We start from the raw sequence: 26,741 nt of genomic DNA on the forward strand, positions 1-26,741 counted from the left end.
GTGTAGCTATGAGGAAACACTCTATTTGGGGGATGATTCTTATACTGCTTCTTGCTGGATGTGCGCCTAGTTTTGAGGATAAGCAAGAGGTAGTTCAAGACTCCAAAGACAAAAAAGAGACGGCAATTATTCCGAAGTATAAAATTTCGGATGAATATTATCAAACGATCCTACCGTTTGAACCATCAAAAGCACGTGGTTTGGTCGTATCTAATTTAAATACCCGATATGATATTGAAGAATTCGAAAATGGATTGATGAGGCTGGCCCAAACCCAATTCGACCCGGAAGATTACCTATTTCAAGAGGGACAAATGCTTGATAGTTCCACGATATCTTCCTGGCTGAACAGAAAATATACCAATAGCCAGTTGAAAGAAAAGGAAAAGGAAAAGGATAAGGATAAGGCTGCCTCAAAGAACCTTGGTTTGAATCCGGTTGATCCAGGTAAAGGTGACATTGATAAGCGAAATGAAGAAAATCCAATCTATCTTGCTCATATTCTAGAACATAATTACTTAGTCAAAACAAAAGATAATTCAGTAAGCCTTGGCGGGGTTGTAATAGGTCTCGCGTTGAATTCAGTGCATTACTATCAAAAAGAGGCATTCGGTGCCACCTATGAACAGAAAATTGATAGTAAAAAGCTAAAGCAAGAAGGGGAGAAAATTGCTGCAGAAGTCTTAAAAAGGTTGCGTAAAATGGACAAGCTGAAAAATGTCCCGATTACGATTGCCTTATTCGAGCAAAATGAAAAGTCTTCAGTAGTCCCTGGGAATTTCATTTCCTATACCAATATCGATAAGAACTCTGACAATATTGGGAAATGGACGAACTTGAATGAAGAGTATTTCCTATTTCCTTCTGCTAGTGCTGAAAAAAAACATCGTGATGACGTCAATTCTTTCACGAACTTTAAAGAAGATGTCGAAGAATATTTCCCTAACTTTAACGGAGTCATCGGCAGGGCGTTCTATATGGATGATCAATTACAAAGTCTGAACATCGATATCCCTATTCAATTTTATGGGAACTCGGAAGCGATTGGTTTTACCCAATATGTTGCTGGGCTTGTAATGGAACGTTTCCCTAAATATATCGCCGTACAAGTATCCATTACCTCCGTAAATGGACCTGAAGCGCTCATTGTCCGTGAAGCAAATCAGGACGAACCAACCGTTCATATATATGAATGAAAAAAGATGAAGCTTAACGGCTTCATCTTTTTTTTGCGGCAATTTCTGAAATCCACTCTTTTATTTAATTCAGGGAGGTGAATTTCTAAATAACCTTTAGCAAGGAACAGAATAATAGAAAGTAAACCCTTCCATTTAAGGAAGCGAATACTTGAAAAAAGGAGAACATTTGTCGGATTTTAAAGGTTTTCTTGTCATTTCCCCGGAAATTCCGGCAACTTTCCCATATTTCCCGGAAAATATCCCTTTTTCCTTGTGAAATAATTGAATTTCGACATTGTATCTCTTGTTGCTTTACTGTGTAATAGTTTGATATGATTTAAACGATGATTTTATGGAGAAAAGCGACGAAATTCAGTCGATTTGGATATTTTTTCGGAGGTGAAGAGAATGTCACGTATTTCTATGGAACAAGTTAAACACGTTGCCCATTTGGCTCGTTTGGCAATTACGGAAGAGGAAGCACAACAGTTTCAACATCAGCTTGACCAAATGATTTCATTTGCTGAGCAGTTGAATGAGCTTGATACGGATCAAGTAAACCCGACTTCTCACGTTTTGGATATGAAAAATGTAATGCGCGAAGATGTCGCAAAACCAGGATTGCCAGTAGAAGAAGTAGTTAAAAATGCACCGGATAGCAAAGAAGGATATATCCGTGTACCATCTATAATTGAATAAGGAGGGACAATGATGTCGTTGTTCGAACAAAAGGTTTCTGAGCTTCATGAACGCTTACATAAGAAAGAGATCAGTGTCACTGATCTTGTTAACGAATCGTATGAGCGAATCGGACAGGTAGAGGACAAGGTAAAGGCATTTTTGACACTTGATGAAGAAAACGCCCGCAAGCAAGCAAGACGATTGGATGAACAATTGGTAAAAGGTGAGAACGAAGGCGCTTTATTTGGTATGCCAATCGGAGTGAAAGATAATATTGTCACTAAAAATTTACGGACGACTTGCGCGAGTAAAATCTTGGAGAACTTTGATCCGATTTATGATGCAACCGCCGTTCAAAAGTTGCAGCAGGCAGAAACGGTTACAATCGGGAAATTGAATATGGATGAATTTGCAATGGGTTCTTCTAATGAGAACTCCGCATTTCAGGCGACACGCAATCCCTGGAATACGGAATATGTACCAGGCGGTTCTTCAGGTGGTTCAGCTGCCTCTGTCGCTTCCGGTGAAGTCCTATTCTCTTTAGGTTCAGATACGGGTGGATCAATCCGCCAACCAGCGGCATATTGTGGAGTTGTCGGCTTAAAACCTACATATGGACGGGTTTCCCGATTCGGACTTGTAGCTTTTGCGTCCTCTCTTGACCAAATTGGTCCGGTTACAAGAACGGTCGAAGATAATGCCTATTTGCTTGAAGCGATTTCAGGTGTAGATCCAATGGATTCAACCTCTGCTAATATTGACGTACCGAATTTTGTGAATTCATTAACAGGCGATGTAAGAGGATTGAAAATAGCGGTGCCTAAAGAATATCTTGGTGAAGGCGTTGGAGAAGAAGCACGTAATTCCGTACTTGAAGCATTAAAAGTATTAGAAGGACTTGGTGCTGAATGGGAAGAGGTTTCCTTGCCACATTCCAAATATGCCTTAGCTGCATATTATTTGCTTTCTTCATCGGAAGCTTCAGCTAACCTATCCCGTTTTGACGGAGTGCGTTACGGCCATCGTACAGATAATGCAGAAACTCTTATAGAAATGTATAAGCAAACTCGTGCAGAAGGATTCGGTGACGAAGTGAAACGCCGTATCATGCTTGGAACTTTCTCCTTAAGTTCCGGTTATTATGATGCATATTATAAAAAGGCTCAAAAAGTACGTACTTTAATCAAAAAAGACTTTGAAGATGTCTTTGAAAAATATGATGTCATCGTTGGGCCGACGACACCTACGCCTGCATTTAAAATTGGTGAAAAGGTCGACGACCCATTAACGATGTATGCGAATGATATCCTAACGATTCCAGTCAATCTTGCTGGTGTACCGGGTATATCAGTGCCATGTGGATTCGCAGCGAATGGGCTTCCGCTTGGACTGCAAATGATTGGAAAGCATTTTGATGAAAGTACGATTTACCGCGCGGCTCACGCATTTGAGCAAGCAACAGATTTTCATAAACAATTTCCTAAGCTGTAAGGGGTGAAAAAAATGGACTTTGAAACGGTAATTGGTCTAGAAGTACACGTAGAATTAAAAACGGATTCTAAAATTTTCTCAGCGAGCCCGAATCATTTTGGTGCCGCTCCAAATAGTAACACGACTGTAATTGACCTAGGCTACCCAGGCGTATTGCCTGTCGTCAATAAAAAGGCTGTTGATTTTGCAATGAAGGCTGCAATTGCTCTGAATTGCGAAGTGGCGGAAATTACGAAATTCGACCGGAAAAACTATTTTTACCCGGACAATCCTAAAGCATACCAAATTTCACAGTTCGATCAACCGATCGGTGAGCATGGTTGGATTGAAATTGAAGTCAATGGCAAGAAAAAGAAAATCGGTATTACCCGCATTCATATGGAAGAGGATGCTGGAAAGCTGACACATAAAGGGAACTATTCACTTTGTGATTATAACCGCCAAGGTACCCCTCTTGTTGAAATCGTATCCGAACCGGATATCACTTCCCCTGAAGAAGCATATGCTTATTTGGAAAAGTTGAAATCCATCATTCAATACACAGGCGTTTCCGATTGTAAAATGGAAGAAGGCTCACTTCGCTGTGATGCTAATATTTCCTTGAAACCTGTCGGGCAAAAAGAATTCGGAACGAAAACCGAATTGAAAAACTTGAACTCATTCAACTTCGTTCGCAAAGGATTGGAGCATGAAGAGATCCGACAAGCGGAAATCTTGAATGAAGGCGGGATAATCGAACAGGAAACCCGCCGGTTTGACGATGCTACAGGCAGAACGGTACTAATGCGAATTAAGGAAGGTTCCGATGATTACCGTTACTTCCCGGAGCCAGACTTATTGACAATCCATATCGATGAAGAATGGAAAGCACGCATTGCTGCTGAGATTCCAGAACTTCCGGATGCACGGAAAAAACGTTATGTCGAGGAATTTGGCTTACCGGAATATGATGCAGCCGTTTTAACGGTAACGAAAGAAAGTGCTGATTTCTTTGAAGCGACAGTCACTTCAGGCGCGGATGCAAAACTAGCATCAAATTGGATCATGGGTGAGGTTTCTGCTTTCTTGAATGCAGAAGGAAAAGAGCTGCATGATGTCAAATTGACTGCTGAATCGTTGGCAGGAATGATTAAGCTGATTGAAGATGATACGATTTCTTCTAAAATCGCTAAAAAAGTTTTCAAAGAATTGATTGAAAACGGTGGGGACGCTGAAACAATCGTCAAGGAGAAGGGACTAGTCCAAATTTCCGATGAAGGCGCGTTGCGTACGGCTGTTGAAGAAGCGTTGAATAATAACCCGCAATCAATTGAAGATTTTAAAGCTGGTAAACAAAAAGCAATAGGCTTCCTTGTCGGCCAAATTATGAAAGCGACAAAAGGGCAAGCTAATCCACAGCTTGTTAATAAAATTTTGGTTGAAGAAATCAATAAACGTTAATACTGACCGTATCACTTTTAAAGTGGTACGGTTTTCTCGTAATTAAGGAAAGCGTATTGAGAAAAATAATCGGAATTTCAAGCGGGGAAAAAATTTTTGATTTTTTTGGAGTTATCTGTAGGGGTAACTCCTTTTTGTGTCGTCTATTACATGGATGCTTTACAGGAAAGGAGGAAGAGAAGTGACGGATGAGTTAGTTGAGAAGGTCAGGGCGGGGAATGATCATGCATTCCGATTGTTGATTGAAACGTATAAACAGACGATTTATAGAACCGTCTATTCCGTCTTAAGAAATCAAAAGGATGCAGAAGATGTTACCCAGGAAGTCTTTATCAAAATCTATACTTCTCTTCCTCAATATAACAATCAAGGTTTCAAAACTTGGATTACCCGTATTGCGGTCAATCATGCAATAGATCTAAAGCGAAAAAGGGTACGTCAAAAGGAAGAACCGCATGAGGAACATTTATCGGAAGCTAATTTGGGCTTAACTGATGATGTCGAGGCAGTATTTTTTCGGAATGAAAGGCGAAAGCAAGTATTACGGAAGCTGAATGACCTTCCGGAGGGGTATCGGGACGTTGTATATGGCTATTACATAAAGGAAAAGACATTCAAGCAAATTGCGGAGGAACAGCAGATTCAAGTTAAATCTGTGGAGGTAAAGCTATATCGGGCAAGAAATTGGATGAGAAAACATTGGAAAGAGGAGGATTTTTCATGAATCATGTTCCTGAAATAGGATGGGTTGCATATTTGGCAGATGAAATACCAGAGTCTTTAAAAATAGAATATGAAAATCATTTATACTCCTGTGACAAGTGTTTGTCCGCCTATATGGAGGCAATGGAAAAAGAAGAATCCAGTCTGGACATTGAAGGATTTGATATTGCCGGTCCTGTCATGGACTCGATTAGCCAATTGAAAGGCGGGTATGTTGAAGAGGATAAGCAACTCCGAAAAGGGAAATCACTTCGGACGATCACAAGACATTACCTGATTGCGGCCGGGTTTACGATCCTATTAATGGCAGGTGGAGTATTTCAATCATTTGCAGAATACGTGGATTCTATGGAATCCAAAAGTGTAAAGGAAACTCAGTCCTTAACAGATGGGATTATTGATAAAACATTTAATTGGATGGACTCTATTGAAAAGAAAAATAAGGAGGGGTTTAGGAATGAATAAAAGTCCAGTAATCGCTTTTTTATTATCGTTTCTGCCAGGTTTCGGACATTTTTACCTAGGAAGGAAATATAAAGGTTTATTTTATTTTCTGGCTACGGCCGGATTGGGGCTTGGGGGTCTTTTTCTTTCAGTGATCAGTCATGCGAATGCGTTTTTGGCTTTATCCATTATTGGAATGGTGTTTTATTTCATCAGTATATTTGATTTGGTGGTCACCTCACTAAGGAATCCCAAAAATGAAGCGGATTTAGAGGGAATGGTAGATCATCCGGAAGCGGAAAGGTTCTATGTAATCATCCTTTCATTTGTTCCAGGATTAGGGCATTTTCAACTGGGCCTCATGAATCGGGGACTCATTTTTCTAATCGGCTTTTTAGGCCTGGGCATTATGGTGATATTCATCAGTGTGATGACTCGAATGGAAGGTTTGTTAATATTCATGGCTCTTTTGCCTGTTATCTGGATTTACAGCTTTTTTGATTCGGTTCAACAGCTGAATAAAAAGCAAAGAGGTGAGGAGCTTATTGATCGGTCCGTTTTGGAAGATTTCGAGGAGAGACGGGAATCCGGGAAGAAGAGTAAATCGGTCGCGACTTTATTCGCTATATTCCCTGGTGCAGGTCACTTATATTTGGGGCTGCAAAAACGTGGGATTCAATTGATGGCCGGTTTTTTATTCGCCATTTACATACTGGATTTACTCCGTTTAGGTTTCTTCTTTTTCCTTATACCGATCATCTGGTTTTATAGTTTTTTTGATGGATTGCAAAAAGCCTCGAAAATGGAGGAGGGTCCTGTTGAAGATACGCCCATCATTTCGGGAATCGTAAATCACCAAAAATGGGTAGGGTTTGGATTGGTGGGGATTGGAATCTATTTTTTTGCTAGTAATATAATCGTCCCGGCCCTTGCTCCTCATTTAGATGAATGGATTGGAAGTAATTTGGAATATTGGTTCAGAGATTATTTTCAAAAAGGACTGGTATGCATCCTTCTTATAGGTGGGGGAATCAAATTGCTGTCGGGAAGTAAAAAAGGGAGTGTTAAGGAGGGGACAAAATGAGAACATGGAGAGTCGGAACGATTTCAATGGGAATCTCCCTGGTTGGTCTGGGTTTGGTTTTACTGGTTTCTCAAATTGCGGATATGAGTTTGACGACGATTTTGCTATCTTGGTGGCCGTTGCTGTTCATTATCTTGGGTATGGAGATTCTCTTCTATATTTATTTTTCCAGAAAAGAAAGTTCCTTTGTAAAGTATGATATTCTTAGCATTTTTTTTGTGGGGCTGCTTGGAACGACGGGGATTGCTTTAATTCTGCTAACATCAAGCGGATTGATGGATCAAGTTAAGGCTGCCGTGAATAGTGAAGAAAAAACGGTCAATTTGCCTGGTTTCAATGAAAAAGCCGGGAAAGACATAGAGAGAGTTGTCCTGGATTCTGGCTCATACCCATTGACGATTGAAAGTGGTGCGGATGAGGAAGTTTCCATTTTTGGAACTTATGATGAGCGGGTAATGGAAGATGCTGATTCTTTGTTGAAGAAGGCTGAAGACTATTTAATGATTGAGAGGAATGGTGATACGCTTTATATAAGCTTCAAGGATTTGCCGAAAAAAAATGGATTGTTGGACAATGGTACGATGAATCTTAAGGCCACTATTATAATTCCTGCTGACTTGGCAGCGGAGATAGATGGACAAAGTACCAATCTTGTCGTGAAGCCTAGAAGGCTTTTGAATGATTGGAATGTGAAGGATAGCGGGAATCTTAGCGTATTCATACAGGGCAATAGTGATATCAAGATAGATGCAAGAGGGGTTGAGGAACTTGAAGGACCTGAGGATACCTGGAAGGTGACGGAAGTGAAAGAAGAAGAAACAGGTGAAGAAGGCATTGTAAAAAAGAATGGGATATTCAATACTGGAGAAGGGAAGCATACTTTGACGGTCACCGATACATTTAACGTGAATGTTCAATATCAATGATTGAAATCATTTACTAGAATAAAATTGTAAAAAGCATTATAATTTCCCTGATAAGATTTCTAGTAAAATGGATATAAAGATATGGACCGAAAAACGGTCCTCTTTTTTTCGAATATTGCTTTTCATGTAATGAAGGATTAAGATGTAAATTATGGAATCAATATGTATAAGGATGATGGGAAATGAAGAGAGCAAGGTTGATTTACAACCCGACTTCGGGCCGGGAAGCCATTAAGAAGAGCCTGCCAGGTGTGCTAGCAAAACTTGAAGAAGCTGGTTATGAAGCTTCTGCACATGCGACTACCGGTGCTGGGGATGCGACGAAAGCGGCTAAAATTGCGATTGAACGAGGCTATGATATTGTCATTGCAGCAGGGGGCGACGGAACGATTTATGAGGTTGTTAATGGACTGGCCACTGCAGAGAAACGTCCGAAACTAGGAATCATTCCGACGGGAACGACAAATGACTTCGCGCGGGCACTGCATTTACCAAAGTCAATCGAAGGGGCAGCCGAAATTATTGCCGGAGGGCATACGATGCCGATCGATATTGGTAAAATGAACGACAGGTACTTCATCAATATTGCTGGTGGGGGCCGATTGACTGAATTGACCTACGACGTGCCGATCAAGCTGAAAACCATGCTTGGGCAGCTAGCCTACTATATTAAAGGAATTGAAATGCTTCCTTCAATTAAACCGACGGAAGTTTCTATTGAATATGATGGAAAGCTTTTTGAGGGAGAGATCATGCTTTTCTTGGTGGCTAACACGAATTCGGTCGGCGGCTTCGAGAAACTGGCTCCTGACGCCTCTCTGAATGATGGTATGTTCACGTTGCTCATTTTAAAAAAGGCCAACCTCGCTGATATTGTGCGTGTCGCAACATTGGCAATGCGCGGTGAACATATCCATGATAAAAACGTCATTTATGAAAAAGCCAATCGAATTAAAGTACAGGCCAAAAAGGACATGATGCTTAATTTGGATGGGGAATTTGGCGGGATGGCCCCAGCTGAATTCGTAAATCAGTACCGCCATTTTGATGTATTCATCCCACAAGGAATACTGCCGGACGATCCGGCAAATAAATAGGGTGAAACGGCCACTGAATCTGGTGGCCTTTTCAACTTTAATTAAGCAAGGAGTATGTGTGAACATGTATATTAGGAAAGCGACACCGGAAGATGCGGACAAGGCAGCAATATTGACCCGGTTAGCGATTAAGGAAATTGCAGAGGTATTGACAGGTGAAACGGAAGAAGAAAGAATACTTTACGTTCTTGCTGAGTTGTTCAGGAAAAGTGGAAATCGGATCAGCTATGAAAATACGTTCGTCAGTGAACATGATGGACAAGTATCGGGATTGATCATTGCCTACCATGGCAAAGATGCCGAAAGCTTGGATGAACCGATAGTGAAACGATTAAGGATGAAAATGAAAGATCCAAGCGTTACGCTTGATAAGGAAGCGGAAATGAAAGACTTTTATTTGGATACAGTATCCGTTGACCCGAATTTTCAAGGAAAAGGGATTGGTAGTGCACTGATTCAATATGTTGAGGGGTACGCTAAACAGAAGGGGTATCCAAGGGTTTCTTTAGTTGTTGAAAATGAAAATGAAGGGGCGAATCGTCTCTATAGCAGATTAGGATATAAAGAAATCAAAACCATTACGATTAGCGGCCATGAATTTGGCTATATGGTAAAGGAAATAGAAGAACCTCCTGTTTAACAGGGGGTCCTTTTTCGTTGGTTATTGAACTTGGCTCTTGTTGTAACTACATTTGCTGACCATTCATGGCGGCCCAATCGGCGTAAACTCCGGTACCATTACAGCCGGGACAGTCGTGTATATCGGAAAAATGATATTCCGTCGGTACGAAGGAGCTGTATCCTCGTCCGTAACAATCCGGACAGAGGCCTTTTTCCTCCATACTTGCTCGATGTTTTTCTAGCCTTGTAGCGTTCCAGGCTGATATAGAGTTAAATAAACCCATTTCCTCACCTCGTTTATTTTTCCTTATTTTTCTTTTTTTGTTGAACTTTTATACATGGAATTATGAAAAAACGTAATTCCTTCCCCTATATTTTTATGAAAACTAAGGTAATTTGGTGAGTGGTTTTGTGGCAAGGCCTCGATTGTGGTAAAATACAGGCTAGCATAAAAAAGAAAAGAGAAGATGATATGAAAAAAACAGCACCTGTTGCTAAAAACGATATTATAGAGGTTTTATTTGAAGATTTAACACACGAAGGAGCTGGAGTTGCTAAAGTCGATGGCTATCCGATCTTTGTTCAGAACGCCCTTCCTGGTGAAAAGGCAAAGATTAAAGTAATGAAGGCTAATAAAGGTTATGGCTTCGGACGCTTGATGGAGATTATAGAAAATAGTCCATACCGAGTTGAGGTCACGACTGAGGACTTCCATAAATACGGTGGTTGTCAGCTGCAGCATATGAGCTATGAAGGACAGTTGGAATTCAAGGAAAAGCAAGTACGTGAAGTGATGACGCGCATCGGGAAACTTGAGGATGTGAAGGTTCACCCGATCATCGGGATGGAGAATCCAACTCATTATCGCAATAAAGCGCAAGTGCCTGTTGGTGAAAAGGATGGCAAGCTAATAGCTGGATTCTTCAAACCGCGGACACATGAAATTGTTGAAACGAAAGAAAGCATTATCCAAAATAAAGCGATCAGTGAAGCCGTTCAAGTTGTTAAAGAGATTTTCAGTAAACTTGGTATCCCTGCTTATAATGAGGAGGCACATAAAGGTGTATTGCGGCACATCGTGGCCCGTTATGGCAAGCAAACAGGTGAATTGATGATTGTTCTTGTTACAAGAACAAATAGTATCCCTTTCATCGAAACCATCGTGAAGGAAGTTGTTGAACGTCTACCACAAGTGAAATCCATCGTTCAAAACGTAAATTCTAAGAAAACGAATGTTATCTTAGGCGATAAAATGACTTTACTGTGGGGCGACGAAGTGATCCATGATATGATCGGTGATGTTAAATTTGCGATTTCAGCAAAATCTTTCTACCAGATCAATCCAGATCAAACGAAAGTCCTTTATGATAAAGCCCTTGACTATGCAGGGCTAACAGGTGAAGAGACAGTGATAGATGCCTATTGCGGCATAGGAACCATTTCTTTATTCTTAGCTAAAAAAGCGAAAAAAGTAATCGGTGTCGAAGTAGTGGAAGAAGCGATAGAAGACGCACGCCGCAACGCTGAATTGAATGAAATCTCCAATGCCGAATTCATTGTTGGCGATGCAGGCAACGTTATTGCTGAATGGTATCAAAAGGGCAACACTGCTGATGTCATCGTAGTGGATCCTCCTCGCAAAGGTTGTGAAGAATCCCTTCTAAATACGATCATCGAGATGAAACCGAATAAAGTCGTATACGTGTCATGCAACCCAGGCACTCTGGCGCGTGATCTTCATATCTTGGAAGAAGGCGGATATAAAGCAATCGATATCCAACCTGTTGATATGTTCCCAATGACGACACACGTTGAAAATGTAGTGTTATTAGAGTTGAAATAATGAGAAAGAGTCCGGTCATTCATGACCGGGCTCTTTTTCAATGTGGATTTTTTTTACATGTATATTCTTGACTCTCTATCTTGGACATATATTAGGAATATCAAAAGGGAGGCAGGTGATTTTATTAATTTTCAAAAAGCGGTGGCTGTAAGTGTTGGAAGCTTTTTGGTGGGTATTGGAATCAATGGTTTTTTAATTCCCCATCATTTAATAGATGGCGGCGTTATTGGAATTGCACTCATCCTTCATTATTTCTTCGGGTTTCAAACGGGGGTATCGATGTTGATCCTTAGCATTCCCCTATTTTTATATGCCTGGTATTATGAACGGCCCTTTTTCTACAGCAGCATTCACGGTTTATTATTGACGTCCCTTTTTATGGATTGGCTAAATCCACTGAAAAAGGTCTTTTCCATTTCGATACTAGCTAGCTCTTTGATTGGCGGTGCCATCATTGGGGTGGCCATAGGGCTCATGCTTCGATATGAGACAAGCAGCGGAGGAACGGATATGTTAGCCAAATTCATTTCCAAATCTACCTCTATAGACATTGCTTTGGCCATTATCCTCATAGATACATTAATCATTTCCGCTGCCGCCTTCACCTTAGGTATAGAAATTTTCCTTTTTTCATGTGTTACGATCTTCACCATTGGGCTAATCACTTCTCTTATGAAAGTGAGGAAATCAATACGATAATCAGTTTCTTAAGATATGGGCTACGTTATTTATTGCATTTTGCAGTTTTTCGCTATTTTTGTTATACATCTCTTTAGCTTCATTTGATTCAGTTCCAAGGGCAAATAATTCTAAGTCCGCTTGGCATTTTTTCAAAGTTGCGAGCATTAAAGGTTTTTCTTGAGGAGATGGCACTTTAATTTTATCATCAAAAAGGTCCACGTTTAATTCTCCATTAGAGTTTGCTTGTCCAAGAAAAACATTCTCGATGGTTACGCCTAGCTTATCCAATTCGGTTTTCAGCCAATTTCGGTTTAGGCCAATCGTGGAAAGTGGTTCATCAAGAATTTCTCCATCCATAATGACAGTTTGAGCCTCCTTGACTGCAGCAACTGTCATTTTTAAATCTTTTGCTGTTAGAGGTTGGTCTTCTTTCTTTAACAGTACGGAAAAATCACCGTTAGCCTCTAATAAGGCAAACTCGACTGTTGATATATCAAAGACATCCTTACTTCGGAGTAACCACAATAATTCATCGGTTGTATACTTTTCCTTTTTTAAATTGGCCTCCATGACTTTTCCATCTTTAATAAAAATTGTTGCTTTTCCTTCGACTAAATCACGAACAATTTTGCTTTTCATGGAAAGTAATCCTGCAATGAAAGGAGCAAATGCAAAAACGAGAATGGAAAGTACACCATGAACAATATTTCCTTCAACCTTTGTGGCTAACTCTGCGCCAACATTCCCGATGGTTATGCCAGTGACGTATTCAAAAAAGGAAAGCTGAGATATTTGTTTTTTACCTAACCATTTTGTGATTAAAAAAAGAACAATTAAGAAAAATACTGACCGTAAAACGATTTCTAACCATTCAGGCATTACTTAGCACCCCCTGCAATTCATAGGTATTTAAAACCCCTTATATTGTGGTTCTTCCCGTTCTAACTCACCTACTCGCTTTTGTACATCCTTCATTATTTCGTTCACCACCAGCATCGTTTCATGCAAGGTGCGTTTAGATTCATCATCTTGAGTCCGGAGTGCAAGGCTGGATAAGCCTGCCTCAACTCCTTTAAGGCTAGAGACACATTGTTTTACATCAGAAGCTATCGTCATGGAGCATCCTCCTTATCCTTTAGGTCTAAAAATAATGGCTCCGATCATACCAAAAATGATGGCAGCTGATATCCCGGCACTGGTTACTTCGAACATGCCAGTAACAACACCGATCAAGCCGTGTTTTTCCGCTTCGGCTAACGCTCCGTGTACAAGGGAATTTCCAAAACTGGTAATGGGTACTGTCGCTCCTGCACCCGCAAAATCAATGAAAGGTTCATATAATCCAAAACCATCCAAAATCGCTCCCGTAACAACGAAAGTACATAAAGTATGGGCAGGCGTGAGTTTAAATACATCAAACATTATCTGCCCGATTACACAAATGGCGCCCCCGACGACAAAAGCCCAAAAGTAAATCATAATCGTGGTTCACCGCCACATTCAATTGATACGGCATGGGCAATGCATGGAATCGTCTCCTTTTGTTGAAAGGAAAGGGGAGATAACAAGGCACCGGTAGCCACGACGAGCATTCGTTTTATTTCACCCTTTTTCATGCGATTTAATAAATGACCATAAACAACGGTTGCGGAACATCCAGGTCCGCTTGCCCCAGATAGGACTGGTTGACCATCCTTGTAAATCATTAAACCGCAATCTTTATATTGCTCTTCCTTAATGGGAGTCCCATGTTTTTTAAATAATTCTAATGAAACTTCATGTCCAACCTTTCCTAAATCCCCGGTCACTATTAAATCATAATAAGATGGGGCTAGGTTCCGTTCTCTTAAATGGGCTTCAATCGTATCCACAGCGGCCGGGGCCATGGCACCTCCCATATTGAAAGGATCAGTCAATCTCATGTCGATGACACGGCCTATCGTAGCTGAAGTGACTCTTGGGCCTTCCCCGGCACTGCTTAATAATGCCACGCCTGCACCCGTAACGGTCCATTGGGCTGTTGGAGGTTTTTGCCCACCGTATTCAGTTGGGTAGCGAAATTGCTTTTCAACTGCGGTGTTATGACTTGATGCTCCTGTCAGTAAGTAATCTGCCCCTTTGGTATTGACAAGGTATGCTCCGAGAGCCAGTCCTTCCATAGAGGTTGAGCAAGCTCCGAATAAGCCGAGATAAGGTGTTCCCAATGTTCGACAGGCAAAACTTGTAGGGGTTATTTGATTGATAAGGTCGCCTCCGAGGAAAAATTGGATTTGTTCCTTCTGAAGACCCGCCTTTTCGATTGCTTTTGTACTCGCTTCTTCTATGAGGACTTTGTGAGCCTTTTCATAGGAATCTTGATTTAGCCATAAATCGGAATGAAGTAGATCGAAATCATCAGCAAGCAAACCGTTTGCTTCAAATGGACCACCAACGGTTCCGGTGGAGATGATGACAGGCTTTTGATCAAACACCCATGTGCGATGCCCCGTAAGCATTATAAACCACCCCATTGTATGAGTATTGTTTTTATCATTGCTACGATAAAAGCGGAAAATACACCGAATAAGATAACGGATCCAGCCAATTTGAACATATTGCCGCCAACTCCTAAAACAAAACCTTCCGTCCGGTGTTCAATAGCCGCCGATATAATGGCATTCCCGAATCCCGTAAGCGGCACAGCAGAACCAGCACCGCCAAATTGGGCGATTCTGTCATACACCCCAAATCCGGTGAGTAGCATGGCGACGAAAATTAATGTGCCTGCAGTTGGGTTTCCAGCAGTCTGGTCCGTGAAGTCAAAGTAATGGATATAGAAGTTCGAAATGACCTGTCCGATTAGGCAAATTATACCGCCGGTCATAAACGCTTTTACGCAATTCAGCAGTATTGGCCTTTTGGTTTCCAGTTGGTTTTGAAGTTGCTGATATTCCTGTTGGACAGGCGTCAGTTTTTTCTTTTTATTATTTGCCATCTTCGTATCACTTCTTTCATTTGTTACGTTTTTTCATTCAATAAGGCTTTTATCCTTTTGAAATCCCTATTTAAGGAGTCCATCTTAGTATGGTCCTTCTCAAGTTCCTGCTCCAGCTGCTCCAGTTCTATAAACATCTTTTGATCTGTCGAGACCAGGATTTTATAATCAGGAAACATGTCTTCCAGTTCTGTTTGCGATTTTTTTTCAATCTTTTTTAAGCGTAGTCGATCGAAGTTTTCCACTTTAATGGCCACTAGCAGTTCCTTATTGGAATTCACGGCTTTCACATCCGCGACTTCGTCCTGATTCATTAGCTTATCTTTAGCTTGATTGGCCGCCGTTTGGTCAATTGGATTGCTGGTATGTACTTTGGATATATTCAAGTCCCGGTCCTTATTACTATCTGTTTGACTGGAATTTGCCGAACATCCTGTCATAAGCAAAACGATTATAATGGAAAAAAAAGGGATGAAACAGTTTAGCTTGTATGGCAAGGTATCGTCTCCTTATAGATGGATTAAAGATATAAAAAAAGGTTGGTTGCCTCAACCAACCTTTTTTTATTGATTTCCTATTGCTTATATTGTGGTTCTTCTTGCTCAATCTGATCAATACGAGGAGAAACGCTGTCAACAATCGATTGTGTTTGTTGAGCAGCTTGTTGATAAAGTTGTTTTGCTTGCTCGTTGTCTGTTGAAAGGGAAAAGGTCTCGAAGCTTGCTTGAGCACTTTTTAGTCCAGCTAAAGTCGTCTTAACATCACTAATTACTGTCATGGTGTTACCTCCTTGTTTTTTAACTGCCTTTTTAGAGTAAGGAAAAAATGATTAAATATACCTTCCAAATTTCTCTAGGTATTTTTAATATCTTCTTTCCATTAATCAAACGTTTGATTAAAAGGAATGAAGGGTGGTTTTGCCTTATTGGAGGCAGGGCTCGTTCGTATGAAGAATAATGTGAACACCATCATGAAGGTTTTCGTTGATATTACAATCGGAACGCTTTGTTATTTCGTCGTTGGTTTTGGCTTAATGTATGTAACGGATGTATTGGGAAACCATCGGAGCAAGCGGCTTCCTGCTGAAAGGTGATTTGTCGTACATCGACCTTACGATTTCCATAGATGCATTTTGTTATTTCCATCGTTTCCGGTGCCGTTGCTGAACGGCTTAATTTTGGGGCGTACCTTATTTTGCTGTAATGATGACGGCATTCATCTATCCGATTGCCGGTTAATCCAAACTCGAAATTAATCAATATGTAAAAATGCTGGAAAGAGGAAAAACAATTGTGTATATTACAAATGATATGAGTTAAATCGTAAAGCTCTGTGACCGAATTGGTGTTCTTCAAAATGTTGTGTTTAAATTCAGGGTACACTTAAGGAAGATGCCGAAAGTTTTCGGAGAAATGGATATTATAACTTAGCAAGGGGAGATGTGGTATATAGGGTGTTAAGGGAGACCGAGGATGGTTTTGAGGATTGATTAATCAGTTTAAGTACATCAGACAAGGGTTTAGTGGTCCTTTAAAAATTTAATCAATCGTTTGATTAAATTCATTTGTGGAATTACTGATTATCAAACCCTACCGATAAAAGATAAAATAAGCAGGGCCCATAATGAGCTCCTGCTTTTTGTATTAAAAGCCATCTTCTGTTGCAGTGAATGGTATGTTTAGGTTTCTTTCGACGGCACGAAGTCTTTGATTTAGTCGGTTCAGCCTATTCGTATGGCGTTGATCATTTTGACTTAGTCTGGTTATTTCCTGGTTAACACGGTTCACTTCTCGATTTATTCGTGTGATTTCTTGGTTCTGCCGAGTGAGCTCCCTCGTTTGACGATCATTTTGCCGCTCAAGTTCCCGGACTCTTCTTTCAAGTTGTTGAGGCTCCCTTTCAACATCGAACTGTTCGGGCACTTGACTATATGAATTTTCTTGAACCTGCTGAAGGTTCCAATCTTGCTGTGGTACATATTCAAATCTTTCTGGCTGTTGGAAATAGGGGTTAAAATTAGACTGATAGTACTGGTGATTTCCATTTTGTTGGGGATAAGGATAAAATCCGTATGAATTCATAGTCAACTCTCCTTTTTTAAATCAGGATGGATACGTAATAACTTATGTAAGTTCCGGTGAAGTGTCTAGGCGTGAGCCCATAAGAGTGGGAAGAAGGGGTAATTATGCCGGGGAAATTTCAAAAAATTTGCAGAAAGCATGCTGTTCCTATATCGTTTAGGATAGGAGGAAATCTTTCATCCATCTTGAAACCAATCTCAATGATAATCCGTATATAATAGAAAAGAGTGTAAGTCAGGAGTGTAAAGAAAATGAATAGATTTCTTGCTGGTTTTGTTCCGATATTGATTGCAGTTCCAATCGTTTTGCCGTTTTGGATGATTAGCTATTTTGGATTGAATCAACCGTTTATCCTGTCTGTTGTCATATCTTTAGCAGGAGGGGCGCTTTCCTATTGGTTAAGTTCCGTTTATTTTTCCTCGCGATTCCTGAAAAAGCATGAATTGACGAGAAAAGAATACCAATATATAAAGAAAAATTTAATTGAAGCAAAACCGAAAATATGGCGGGTGCAAAAGGCACTAATATCGGTCAGGCATATCTCTTCTTTTAAACAGAGGAAGGATATGATTAAAATGATCAGGAAAATATATAGTCTCACGAAAAAAGAACCGAAGCGTTTTTACCAGGCGGAACAATTTTATTACTCGCATCTGGATTCAGCTACGGAGCTTGCCGAGAAATATGTTTTTTTATCACAGCAGCCAAAAAAGAATAAGGAACTCGAACTTTCCTTAACAGAAACTCGTAAAACCTTAAAGGAACTTACTAAAACGATAGAAAAGGATTTATATAAAGTGATTGCCGATGATATCGATAACCTTAACTTCGAATTGGACGTTGCTAAACAATCCATTAAAACTAGAAAAGAGTCACAAGTAATTGATGAAAGCAGGAGGTTAAAATGAATAATAATGATCCAAACCTGTTGAATAAAACGGATAACGCCAGTTTGATCGATGATCTTTTAGCCAATCCATTCGATGGGGGGCAGGAACTTGAGAAAGTATCTTCCCAGGAAGCGAAACCGATTAAACTGATTGATGTCATTCCTGAAGAGAACAGGGCAAAGGCTTATCAGCTCGCCGAACAAATAGACCCAACGAATCATCAGGCGATGATATCCTATGGTACACCCGCCCAATCAAAGCTCCTTACCTTTTCAAACTCGATGCTTGAGCATGTCCAGAAAAAAGATGTAGGTGAAGTGGGCAACATTATCAGTGATTTAATGAAGAGGTTAAACGAGCTAAGCCCGGATGAGCTTAAACCGGATAAGCCCTCATTTTTTGCACGCATGTTCGGGAAGCTCTCGGGGTCTGTACAGGAGGTGCTCTCCAAGTATCAAAAAACGGGGGCCCAAATTGATCGAATCAGTGTAAAACTCGACCGGAGCAAGAATATCCTATTATCGGATATTGTAATCCTTGAAAAGCTATATGAAACGAATAAGGAATATTTCCAGGCGTTGAATGTCTATATTGCAGCCGGGGAAATTAAACTCGAAGAAATCCATGAGAAAACGATTCCGGAACTAAGGAAGTCCGCTGAATTAAGCAATGATCAAATGAAGTTTCAAGAAGTCAATGATATGCGGCAATTTGCTGAACGGTTGGATAAAAGGCTTCATGATTTGAAATTGAGTCGTGAAATCACGATTCAAAGCGCACCGCAAATCAGGCTGATTCAAAACACGAATCAGGCACTAGTCGAGAAAATACAATCTTCGATCATGACGGCCATTCCACTTTGGAAAAACCAGGTTGCGATTGCATTGACCTTAATCAGGCAGAGGCATGCTGTAGAAGCGCAAAAGCAGGTTTCCAAGACTACTAATGACTTGTTATTAAAGAATTCTGAAATGCTGAAAACGAATACCATTGAAACGGCTAAGGAAAATGAGCGGGGACTTGTCGATATCGAAACATTAAAGAATACGCAAGCTAACTTGATTTCCACGCTTGAGGAGACCATGCGGATTCAAGAAGAAGGCAGGCATAAACGCCGGCAAGCCGAACAGGAATTGGCGTCAATGGAAAATGAGCTGAAACAGAAACTATTAGAGATAAAGGGGTAAAGGGGAGATAAAATGGAAACTATTGAAGCTATAAAAACGAGAAGAAGCATTGGAATCGTCAAGCAAGATCCGGTACCTAAAGAAATGATCGAGCAAATCATAGAAGCTGGAACATATGCACCTAATCATCACCGAACGGAGCCCTGGCGTTTTTTTGTATTGACAGGAGAAGGAAGAAATGAACTTGGGAAGGTATTCGAAGAAATAACAAGAATTGAAAATGCTGATGATACCCCGGAAAATTTAATCAGTAAGCTCGAAAGACAAAAAAAGAATCCCTTAAGGGCTCCTGTCATCATCGCAGTGGGCATAGAGCCTAGTGATAAGAATAATGTCCTCGTGTCCGAAGAATATGCGGCAGTGAACAGTGCCATCCAAAACATGCTTCTTGCTGCACATTCCTTAGGTTTGGGAGCAGTATGGAGAACAGGGAAAATCACTTATCATGAAAAGGTCCGGGAATTTTTCAATCTATCCTCAAAGGGGGAAATACTGGCGTTCATATACTTGGGCTATCCTGACATGGAGCCGAAACCTGCTAAGAAAACACCGATTGATGAATTGACCACATGGATCGGATGAAGTATTGGGGGAGCTGCATCAGTGCAAACACACTGCTGCAGCTTTTTTTTGCCTTCAATAAGGCTTCCTTATATCTCCTTTAACGAAAGGGATTTGGCCTCATTAGGCTTCGTTTCAAGTGACGATTGAGGAATTAGGTTGTACAATACATAGGAAGAGTAAATTTTGATGAATTAGGATGTGTCTATAGATGAGAACGATTGATCCATTTGAGATACTCGATGGAAAAGCGATTAAATATTTGGATGTTTTTGGCGTTGAGGATGGAATTGCTTTAAAGAGTAAGTATGAAGATAAAACGTATTGGATATATGATTATTATTGCATGCATCAGACATGTGATTGCCAGGAAGTGTACCTTGAATTCGTGGAGGAACGCAAGACCACCAGTCAGGCCGGACAGCATTTTGGAGTTCGGGTTTCATTCCGAGATAATCAATTCGCCCTAGAGGATTATAATATTTCAAAGCAAAAGGCGATGGATATTGCTGAAGACACGTTAAAGTACAGTAAAGACGTAATGGAACTGTTTAAGCAGCGCTATCAGCAAATGAAGGAAAAAGGCACACAAATTATCACGGAGAGTGCAAAAGCGGCTAAAATGCCTCATGTTCATACAGAACCAGTCATCGGAAGAAATGAGCCATGTCCATGTGGTAGTGGGAAAAAATACAAAAAATGCTGCGGTGCGGCTTAAGTTTATTTAAGGGAGGTTGACTTGATTCGGAGTCGCTTCTTTTTTTTTTGAAATCTAACATGGAAAAAAAGAATTTCATAAATGAAAATTTCCTTATAGCATTATAGGAACATTTGTTCTATAATTAATGTACCAGATAATAAAAGAAAAAGAAATAAAAAGTAGTAATTTAGACGGAATTTTCCGAAAACTTATTTTTTATTTTCGAAAATCTGGTATATATAAGGGAGAAGAGTTTTATGATCTCATCTCTTTCAACGGTAGACGGCAACCAGACGGGATGAAAATCCCCACACTGTTGGCAGTTTAACTTGAACGAAGGAAGGGGTAATCAAATGACAAGAGAAAAAAGATTAATACCTTACAAAGTTCTTGAAGTAATGGACACGGTGAAAGAGAAGATTCCTGAGGGCGTCGAGCTTGTGAAAGCCCCGGCAATTTGGGAAAAAAGCAATTATGGTGAGGGTGTGGTAGTTGCCGTCATCGATACAGGCATTGATAAAGGACATCCAGATATTAAAGAAAGAATCATCGGAGGGAAAGATTTTACCAATACCGGGGATTTTCAAGATGATAACGGACATGGGACACATGTGAGCGGTACGATTTTGGCGGCCGTTAATAATGCTGGTGTAGTTGGAGTGGCTCCTAAAGCAAGCATATTAGCGTTAAAGGCCTTAAATGGTCAAGGGCAAGGCGAAATAGATTGGATTAATGGAGCTTTAGAGTATGCAATCAATTGGAGGGGACCTAACGAAGAAAAGGTTTCTGTTATTTCACTTTCACTAGGAGGTCCTCCTGATGAGGCTGAACACAAACTGATTCAAAAGGCTATTCAGAACGATATCCTTGTTGTTTGCGCCGCTGGAAATAGTGGCGATGGGCGTCATGAAACGGATGAATTGGATTATCCAGGAGCATATCCCGAGGTAGTGGAAGTGGGGGCTGTGGATTTAAGCCGAAATTTAGCTGATTTTTCAAATACAAATGATGAAATTGACTTGGTGGCGCCAGGGGTTGATATTCTCTCTACGTATCCAGGAAATAAATTTGCAAGGCTGAGCGGAACGTCAATGGCTACGCCTCATGTAAGCGGTGCAGCAGCTCTCTTGAAAGTGATTGCGGAAAAGGAATTTGGCCGCAAATTAACTGAATCGGAATTATATGCACAGTTAGTGAAAAGTACGGAAGATCTGGGAATAAGCAAAAAGGCACAGGGCAATGGAATACTCAACCTAACGATAGCGGAACAAAGAGTGGAAATATCCATTAAGACTACCATAGAAGCAGAAAAACTTCAGTTACCGAGTAAATCGGTAGTCATGAAAAATTAGAAGTGAAAAAAGGTGCCCCAGGATTCTTGGGGCACCTTCCATAATGATTATTTTTTATTTTTCCTTAGAGCTGCAAAAAGCGCAACAATGGAAAGAATTAGTGATATGACAGCCAGAGTGATGATCAGCGTTTGATTGCTATCACCTTCTGTTGTTACGGAATCCTTTGCATTGTCAGTAGTTTTGGAATTATTAGTGTCTGCTTCATTTTTGTGACCATGGTCCGTAGATTCTGCAGCAGTCTTGGGCGCTACCGAAATTTCCGTTACAGAATGCGGTAGGTCTGAGCCTTCATCACCGCTCCATTCAACAATTTCACCATCTTCGTAATATTGAAATGCATCCCAGGCCACATTCGTTTCTTCTTTAGGGTTTTGGGCAACGAATGAGAATTGCTGGAATTGTCCAGCGGCTATTCCTTCTTCAGTTGCTGCCCAAGTTACCGTTTTTACATGCCCATCTTTGTCACCTTCGGTTGTCACTTTCCATCCTGGTACAGGCTGATAGCTTTCAAAAGTAACCCCTTTTGGTACCTTTAAAGTCACCTTGGTGGTAGCAGTCTCTTTTTCAACGGGCACTTTGAGTGTATAAGTTTCCCACGCCTCAGGTGCAGATGAGGTTGGCTTGACGGTAACGTGTGCATATGCAGAACTAGAGAAAATGAATAATGCAGCAAATGTGGAAATAAGAAGCTTTGAAATGTTTTTCATTTGTATTTTTCCCTCCTGTTATGAATTACCTATGAAAATTGTAAAATCAGCATTGATTGAATCCAAGCTATCAGTTAATCCGTGAATATGGATATTCCACTTTCCTGGCATGGTTAATATAGACTTTGATGCAAATGTACCTGTGTTTTTTTCCTGCATTTGCAGCTTTATTTCACCGCCTGGCGTATCTACTGGCTGCATAGTGATTGTAAGCTGTTCTATTTCAGCTATCGGCTTGCCTCCATTGGATAGATTTACTTTAACCAGGTTATCCCCGACTTCATTCGGAGTCACCATTAATGTGACCTCATTATTTTCGTCAGTCAGTAACGTTTTCTCTATTGGCCCGGGAGATGACATGGCAGTTTGGACATTTGTCAATAGAGCCGCAACAATGAGTACGACGATTCCTAAACCAAACTCCATTCCCACACTATAACCCAGTTTTTTAACTTGCTTTTTCCCCCTGAAGTAATGAAAGGCCCCTAAAACGATCATGATTAACATGAGACCAATTTTCGCAAGTAACAATTGTCCATATGTTGTATTTATCAATGAATGGATAGTCGGTACATGCTGTAAGCTGCTATATATCCCACTAACACTCAGTATGATTACAAACAGAAACGACCATCTGGAAAACCTTTGAATGATTGACCAGTAAAAGGTTTTCTTATCTTCTGCCTGCCGATCAGCAAGTCCAGGCAAAATCACCAATAAGGCCAGAAGGCCGCCAAGCCATAAAGCCATGGACAATAAGTGGAGGAAATCCATCAAAACGGCCAGAACCTGATTAGGAACAGCTGCCGTATGTCCAGTTAAAGCCTTACAAACCATCAAAATTGCTATTATGATGAAAGAAAGGAAGGGTAGTGATTTATTCAGTGAGTTCTCGAGCATGAAATAAATTACTAAAAACAGAAGGAGCAACAATAGAATTTCTATTATATAGATGGTACCGAAACTTGTAGCATTCAATACTTCTTTTATAAAAGTCCCATTAAACGCATCAGCCCAACCTACACCAGCATCTATCGTCACTTTTAAAGGCAGACTGAAGAAGATTGAAAATGCTAAACCTGCAAATGAAAGCCAAAGGTATAGACGTGCTCTGCTGCTGACTTCAAAAAGACGAGAACCCTTCATTAAAGATAATTGGAAAAAAAGGATTCCGGTAAGGGCCGCGAAGCATATGTATTGAAGACTTTGCAGGAAAACGTTGATGGAATTCGGAAAACCTGCGTTCACTTTGGAAATTTCTTGATCTTGTAGGACCGTTGAATCTCCAAATTGAAAGGGGATTGTCCCTTCAATGGGATGGCCATCGCTGGAAACCACTCTCCATTTTATGTAGTAAATCCCTTCATCAATAGTGCCTTTCCACTTAGCTTCCAGTACTTTTTCACTTTGTTCCGAGATTGCACTGTCTTGAATTTGAATTTTGTCTCCATCTTGGCTGAATACCTCAAGCGAATGGAAAGCGGGTTGTATATTCTCACTGAATTGAATGCTGATCTTTTCAGGAAGAGTATCCATCGCTTCATTCGGACTAGGATTGGAGCTTATTACTGTAGCATGTCCAGAAGCCATTGCCGGGTATAAAAGCAAACTGAATAGGCTGACTACCAGCCATAAATAATTCTTCATCTTGGTGTGCCATCACCCTTTCAACAGATTATGTAAGCTTATTATAAAAGGAAAATGTGAAAAAACAGTGAAAATAAATTAGTTATCTAAAGACAGTTTGAGAGGTTCACTAGAAAAGTGATAACAATAAGGTTAGATTTGCCTGGCTTCCACCATTATAGACAATAAAACACTAAATGAAAAAAAATGGCTGGTGATTCTTCTGCTCAAAAATCAATAAGCATGTGACGTAAACTCCATTAAGAAATAATTCAAGGATAAAGCGAAGACGGCATTTCAGTTACAGATTCAAAGGATGGGAGCGACGTACTTACATCCTTGTTTTCGAAAAGGATATGGATGAGGAAGAAACCGTGGATGATGTCAAAAAAAAGAGGCGGAAGTTGAGGCAACGCAAATGAGTACAGCTGGCAAAACAGAGACCGTTACATCTAATAACGGCAGGAGGGCAAAGGATACTTTAAGGGGAACCAACCTGATGATGCCGTGTCATTCTGGGGGCATCAAGGATTTCTTCACCTCCCTATTTTAATTTTATCAAGTATGGTTCCGAAACCTGCAAAAAAGGACAAGATAAAGGCTTGTCCTCTGATTTATACTTATATGGGCAAAATGATTTGGGCCTCGGTTCCATGGTTTAGTTCGCTGTTAAAACGGACCTTTCCCCGGTGCGCTTCAATGATTCGGCAACTGACTGTCAATCCTAACCCTGTTCCTTTTTCTTTAGAAGAATAGAAAGGTTCACCCAGATGCTTTAACCGTTTTTTTTCTATTCCGCTTCCATTATCTTTGATGGTAATGGTAAGGTTATTGCCCATTCGCTCGAAATCAATCCAAATGTGATCGGCGGATGCTTCCATTGAATTCTTGAGCATGTTTATGAATACTTGTTTTAATTGGTTTGCCTCACATAACAGAAGCGGTATTTCGTTTTTAACAGATATTGATATTTGGGTGGGGTACGAGTCCGCCTCTGGTTTCAACAATGTTTTGACATCATTCATCAGTTCGATGATTTGATGTTTGCTGAATGGAAGTTCCTGTGGTTTTGCCAGAACGAGTAACTCGCTTACAATTAGATTGATCCGGTCCAATTCACTTAACATAATCGTGTAGTATTGTTCATAGGGATGGTCGCTCTTTTTAAGCAGCTGGACGAAGCCCTTTAAAGAAGTCAACGGGTTTCGTACTTCGTGGGCTACACTTGCGGCAAGTTCGCCGACTATCGACAATTTTTCGGTTCTTCTTAAGCGTGCTTCGGTTTCTCGAATTTGAGTGACTTCTTTAGCATAAGTGATGATCCCGACCAAGTCCTCGCCAACCATCATCGGGACAAACGTACATGAAAGTAAGATGGACTTCCCGTACTTCGTTAGGAATTCTATATCTTTCCCTTTTTTGATCCCCATATGGTTTTCCATGACATATTGGCAGGATGTACGGATCAATTCCGCATCTTCTGCTGAAAATTTCAAATTAATGAATGAGGCACCATGTATTTCTTCTTGTTGAAAGCCTGTTACCGTTTCAAACCTTGGATTCACGGTCGTGATCAATCCGTTTAAATCAAGCATCAACATCGGATAAGGATTGTGTTCAAACAATGATTTATAGCGTTGTTCACTATCGTATAATTGTTTCTCCGCAACAACCCTTTCAGAAATATCCCTGCCAATGACGACTAAGCCTTTTCGTGAACCATCCTCATGGAACAGAGGAACTTTGATCGTATCAAAGGTCTTGTGATTGCCGTCGGGAAGAGGGATGATTTCCTCACACCTTGTGATTTCCCCTTTTACCCACGTTTCTTCATCGGAATCTTCACAGTATATCAACGCCTCTTTATAAAATTCGGAGTATTCTGCGAGTTCGCTGTCTTTTTTTCCCTTATAGTCTACATGCTCCAATTGAAATAATTGCAGCCCGAAGGTATTGGATTCAAGCCATCGGCCATCACCATCCTTGAAGTTAACGAAATCCACCATTGAATTGATGAGGGTACGCCGACGTTGTTCAGCTTCTTTTAATTGTTTGAATTCTTCCCTTTTAGCTAAGTAAAGGTATAAGATCAAGCCTATTGATAAAAGGAAAACAATGCCTTCCGCTCTTTGAAGTTGAATAAAGACCTCTTTGTTATGGATATTTGTAGTTAAAAAATAGTCGAACACGACCAGTGTAAGAAACCCGGATAGGATATAAATAGCTAAAATGGAGCGTTTGGACATGGAGATTCTCCCTGATTTTAAGACATTTCGAAGGTAAAATTACATACACATTTTAACAAATTACCGGAGAAAAATATATGCAGAATCCTAAATAAAAAAACAGGGGCCAATGCGGGAGGCTGCTGAAAAACTCACGTTTTTCTAACTAGTACGGTAAATCAAATTAAAAAAAGACGATTCTCATTCGATACTTGAATGGAAATCG

General features: G+C 40.4%; 28 protein-coding genes and 1 pseudogene. 18 read left to right on the forward strand and 11 right to left on the reverse strand.

Annotated features, from left to right (window positions below; translation table 11 throughout):
- The first annotated feature begins 8 nt into the window (after nucleotides 1–8).
- From ACQKKK_RS24235 to ACQKKK_RS24290, 12 genes are all read left to right on the forward strand, one after another.
- Nucleotides 9–1,196 carry a CamS family sex pheromone protein gene (locus ACQKKK_RS24235; RefSeq protein WP_427619687.1) on the forward strand — a complete coding sequence of 396 codons (1,188 nt, stop codon included), beginning with the start codon at nucleotides 9–11 and terminating at the stop codon, nucleotides 1,194–1,196.
- Between the two features lie 390 nt (nucleotides 1,197–1,586).
- Nucleotides 1,587–1,877 carry an Asp-tRNA(Asn)/Glu-tRNA(Gln) amidotransferase subunit GatC gene (gatC, locus tag ACQKKK_RS24240; protein ID WP_076372748.1) on the forward strand — a complete coding sequence of 97 codons (291 nt, stop codon included), beginning with the start codon at nucleotides 1,587–1,589 and terminating at the stop codon, nucleotides 1,875–1,877.
- A 12-nt stretch (nucleotides 1,878–1,889) separates the two neighbouring features.
- Nucleotides 1,890–3,350 carry an Asp-tRNA(Asn)/Glu-tRNA(Gln) amidotransferase subunit GatA gene (gene gatA, locus ACQKKK_RS24245; RefSeq protein ID WP_427619712.1) on the forward strand — a complete coding sequence of 487 codons (1,461 nt, stop codon included), beginning with the start codon at nucleotides 1,890–1,892 and terminating at the stop codon, nucleotides 3,348–3,350.
- Between the two features lie 12 nt (nucleotides 3,351–3,362).
- Nucleotides 3,363–4,790, forward strand: a complete 1,428-nt coding sequence (gene gatB, locus ACQKKK_RS24250) for an Asp-tRNA(Asn)/Glu-tRNA(Gln) amidotransferase subunit GatB (protein WP_427619688.1) — start codon at nucleotides 3,363–3,365, stop codon at nucleotides 4,788–4,790.
- A gap of 181 nt (nucleotides 4,791–4,971) precedes the next feature.
- Complete coding sequence (locus ACQKKK_RS24255) at nucleotides 4,972–5,514, forward strand: RNA polymerase sigma factor (RefSeq protein WP_427619689.1); 543 nt, start codon at nucleotides 4,972–4,974, stop codon at nucleotides 5,512–5,514.
- Nucleotides 5,511–5,978, forward strand: a complete 468-nt coding sequence (locus tag ACQKKK_RS24260) for a hypothetical protein (RefSeq protein ID WP_427619690.1) — start codon at nucleotides 5,511–5,513, stop codon at nucleotides 5,976–5,978. The genes ACQKKK_RS24255 and ACQKKK_RS24260 overlap by 4 nt, the downstream gene beginning before the upstream one ends.
- Nucleotides 5,971–7,041 (forward strand): hypothetical protein, encoded by a 1,071-nt coding sequence (locus tag ACQKKK_RS24265; protein WP_427619691.1) that lies wholly within the window; start codon nucleotides 5,971–5,973, stop codon nucleotides 7,039–7,041. Before ACQKKK_RS24260 ends, ACQKKK_RS24265 begins: the two co-directional genes overlap by 8 nt.
- Nucleotides 7,038–7,967, forward strand: coding sequence for a LiaF transmembrane domain-containing protein (locus ACQKKK_RS24270; RefSeq protein ID WP_427619692.1), 930 nt, complete (start codon nucleotides 7,038–7,040; stop codon nucleotides 7,965–7,967). The genes ACQKKK_RS24265 and ACQKKK_RS24270 overlap by 4 nt, the downstream gene beginning before the upstream one ends.
- A 182-nt stretch (nucleotides 7,968–8,149) precedes the next feature.
- Complete coding sequence (locus tag ACQKKK_RS24275) at nucleotides 8,150–9,064, forward strand: diacylglycerol kinase (protein ID WP_427619693.1); 915 nt, start codon at nucleotides 8,150–8,152, stop codon at nucleotides 9,062–9,064.
- A gap of 64 nt (nucleotides 9,065–9,128) precedes the next feature.
- Nucleotides 9,129–9,704, forward strand: a complete 576-nt coding sequence (locus ACQKKK_RS24280; protein WP_427619694.1) for a GNAT family N-acetyltransferase — start codon at nucleotides 9,129–9,131, stop codon at nucleotides 9,702–9,704.
- Nucleotides 9,705–10,157: 453 nt separating this feature from the next.
- Nucleotides 10,158–11,528, forward strand: coding sequence for a 23S rRNA (uracil(1939)-C(5))-methyltransferase RlmD (gene rlmD, locus ACQKKK_RS24285; RefSeq protein WP_427619695.1), 1,371 nt, complete (start codon nucleotides 10,158–10,160; stop codon nucleotides 11,526–11,528).
- A gap of 57 nt (nucleotides 11,529–11,585) precedes the next feature.
- Complete coding sequence (locus ACQKKK_RS24290) at nucleotides 11,586–12,227, forward strand: YitT family protein (protein WP_427619696.1); 642 nt, start codon at nucleotides 11,586–11,588, stop codon at nucleotides 12,225–12,227.
- Here the strand turns inward: ACQKKK_RS24290 and ACQKKK_RS24295 are convergent, their stop codons facing one another.
- The 7 genes from ACQKKK_RS24295 to ACQKKK_RS24325 form a co-directional block, all read right to left on the reverse strand.
- The gene (locus ACQKKK_RS24295) at nucleotides 12,228–13,088 is read right to left on the reverse strand and encodes a DUF421 domain-containing protein (protein ID WP_427619697.1); all 861 of its coding nucleotides are present in this window, start codon (nucleotides 13,086–13,088) and stop codon (nucleotides 12,228–12,230) included.
- A 30-nt stretch (nucleotides 13,089–13,118) separates the two neighbouring features.
- Complete coding sequence (locus ACQKKK_RS24300; protein WP_260288238.1) at nucleotides 13,119–13,325, reverse strand: DUF1657 domain-containing protein; 207 nt, start codon at nucleotides 13,323–13,325, stop codon at nucleotides 13,119–13,121.
- Between the two features lie 12 nt (nucleotides 13,326–13,337).
- Nucleotides 13,338–13,688, reverse strand: a complete 351-nt coding sequence (spoVAE, locus tag ACQKKK_RS24305; protein ID WP_427619698.1) for a stage V sporulation protein AE — start codon at nucleotides 13,686–13,688, stop codon at nucleotides 13,338–13,340.
- Nucleotides 13,685–14,704, reverse strand: coding sequence for a stage V sporulation protein AD (spoVAD, locus tag ACQKKK_RS24310; protein ID WP_427619699.1), 1,020 nt, complete (start codon nucleotides 14,702–14,704; stop codon nucleotides 13,685–13,687). The genes spoVAE and spoVAD overlap by 4 nt, the downstream gene beginning before the upstream one ends.
- Nucleotides 14,704–15,183: a stage V sporulation protein AC gene (spoVAC, locus tag ACQKKK_RS24315; protein WP_427619700.1), complete on the reverse strand. Its 480-nt coding sequence runs from the start codon at nucleotides 15,181–15,183 to the stop codon at nucleotides 14,704–14,706. Before spoVAC ends, spoVAD begins: the two co-directional genes overlap by 1 nt.
- Before the next feature lie 23 nt (nucleotides 15,184–15,206).
- Complete coding sequence (locus ACQKKK_RS24320; RefSeq protein WP_427619701.1) at nucleotides 15,207–15,680, reverse strand: YhcN/YlaJ family sporulation lipoprotein; 474 nt, start codon at nucleotides 15,678–15,680, stop codon at nucleotides 15,207–15,209.
- A gap of 77 nt (nucleotides 15,681–15,757) precedes the next feature.
- Nucleotides 15,758–15,961 carry a DUF1657 domain-containing protein gene (locus ACQKKK_RS24325; RefSeq protein WP_427619702.1) on the reverse strand — a complete coding sequence of 68 codons (204 nt, stop codon included), beginning with the start codon at nucleotides 15,959–15,961 and terminating at the stop codon, nucleotides 15,758–15,760.
- Between the two features lie 126 nt (nucleotides 15,962–16,087).
- Between ACQKKK_RS24325 and ACQKKK_RS24330 the strand changes: the two are divergent.
- A pseudogene (locus ACQKKK_RS24330) lies at nucleotides 16,088–16,418 on the forward strand (ammonium transporter); the annotation flags it as partial.
- Between the two features lie 408 nt (nucleotides 16,419–16,826).
- Here ACQKKK_RS24330 and ACQKKK_RS24335 read toward each other — a convergent pair.
- Complete coding sequence (locus ACQKKK_RS24335) at nucleotides 16,827–17,264, reverse strand: hypothetical protein (RefSeq protein WP_427619703.1); 438 nt, start codon at nucleotides 17,262–17,264, stop codon at nucleotides 16,827–16,829.
- A gap of 251 nt (nucleotides 17,265–17,515) precedes the next feature.
- On the opposite strand from ACQKKK_RS24335, the gene ACQKKK_RS24340 reads away from it, so the two are divergent.
- From ACQKKK_RS24340 to ACQKKK_RS24360, 5 genes are all read left to right on the forward strand, one after another.
- Nucleotides 17,516–18,172 carry a 5-bromo-4-chloroindolyl phosphate hydrolysis family protein gene (locus ACQKKK_RS24340; protein ID WP_427619704.1) on the forward strand — a complete coding sequence of 219 codons (657 nt, stop codon included), beginning with the start codon at nucleotides 17,516–17,518 and terminating at the stop codon, nucleotides 18,170–18,172.
- On the forward strand, nucleotides 18,169–19,341 hold the full coding sequence (locus ACQKKK_RS24345; protein ID WP_427619705.1) for a toxic anion resistance protein: 1,173 nt from the start codon (nucleotides 18,169–18,171) through the stop codon (nucleotides 19,339–19,341). The genes ACQKKK_RS24340 and ACQKKK_RS24345 overlap by 4 nt, the downstream gene beginning before the upstream one ends.
- Nucleotides 19,342–19,353: 12 nt before the next feature.
- Nucleotides 19,354–19,923 carry a nitroreductase family protein gene (locus tag ACQKKK_RS24350; protein ID WP_427619706.1) on the forward strand — a complete coding sequence of 190 codons (570 nt, stop codon included), beginning with the start codon at nucleotides 19,354–19,356 and terminating at the stop codon, nucleotides 19,921–19,923.
- A 190-nt stretch (nucleotides 19,924–20,113) separates the two neighbouring features.
- Nucleotides 20,114–20,620 (forward strand): SEC-C metal-binding domain-containing protein, encoded by a 507-nt coding sequence (locus ACQKKK_RS24355; RefSeq protein WP_427619707.1) that lies wholly within the window; start codon nucleotides 20,114–20,116, stop codon nucleotides 20,618–20,620.
- Between the two features lie 335 nt (nucleotides 20,621–20,955).
- Complete coding sequence (locus ACQKKK_RS24360; RefSeq protein ID WP_427619708.1) at nucleotides 20,956–21,954, forward strand: S8 family peptidase; 999 nt, start codon at nucleotides 20,956–20,958, stop codon at nucleotides 21,952–21,954.
- A 47-nt stretch (nucleotides 21,955–22,001) separates the two neighbouring features.
- Here ACQKKK_RS24360 and ACQKKK_RS24365 read toward each other — a convergent pair whose 3' ends face one another.
- The 3 genes from ACQKKK_RS24365 to ACQKKK_RS24375 all read right to left on the reverse strand — a co-directional run bounded on the left by ACQKKK_RS24365 (nucleotide 22,002) and on the right by ACQKKK_RS24375 (nucleotide 26,536).
- Entirely contained in the window at nucleotides 22,002–22,664 is a 663-nt protein-coding gene (locus ACQKKK_RS24365; RefSeq protein ID WP_427619709.1) for a YcnI family protein, read from the reverse strand.
- A gap of 18 nt (nucleotides 22,665–22,682) precedes the next feature.
- Nucleotides 22,683–24,311: a copper resistance protein CopC gene (locus ACQKKK_RS24370; protein ID WP_427619710.1), complete on the reverse strand. Its 1,629-nt coding sequence runs from the start codon at nucleotides 24,309–24,311 to the stop codon at nucleotides 22,683–22,685.
- Nucleotides 24,312–24,910: 599 nt separating this feature from the next.
- Nucleotides 24,911–26,536, reverse strand: a complete 1,626-nt coding sequence (locus ACQKKK_RS24375) for a PAS domain S-box protein (RefSeq protein ID WP_427619711.1) — start codon at nucleotides 26,534–26,536, stop codon at nucleotides 24,911–24,913.
- Nucleotides 26,537–26,741 lie beyond the last annotated feature (205 nt).

The sequence above is a fragment of the Peribacillus sp. NPDC006672 genome (assembly GCF_050274955.1).
Lineage (GTDB): Bacteria > Bacillota > Bacilli > Bacillales > DSM-1321 > Peribacillus.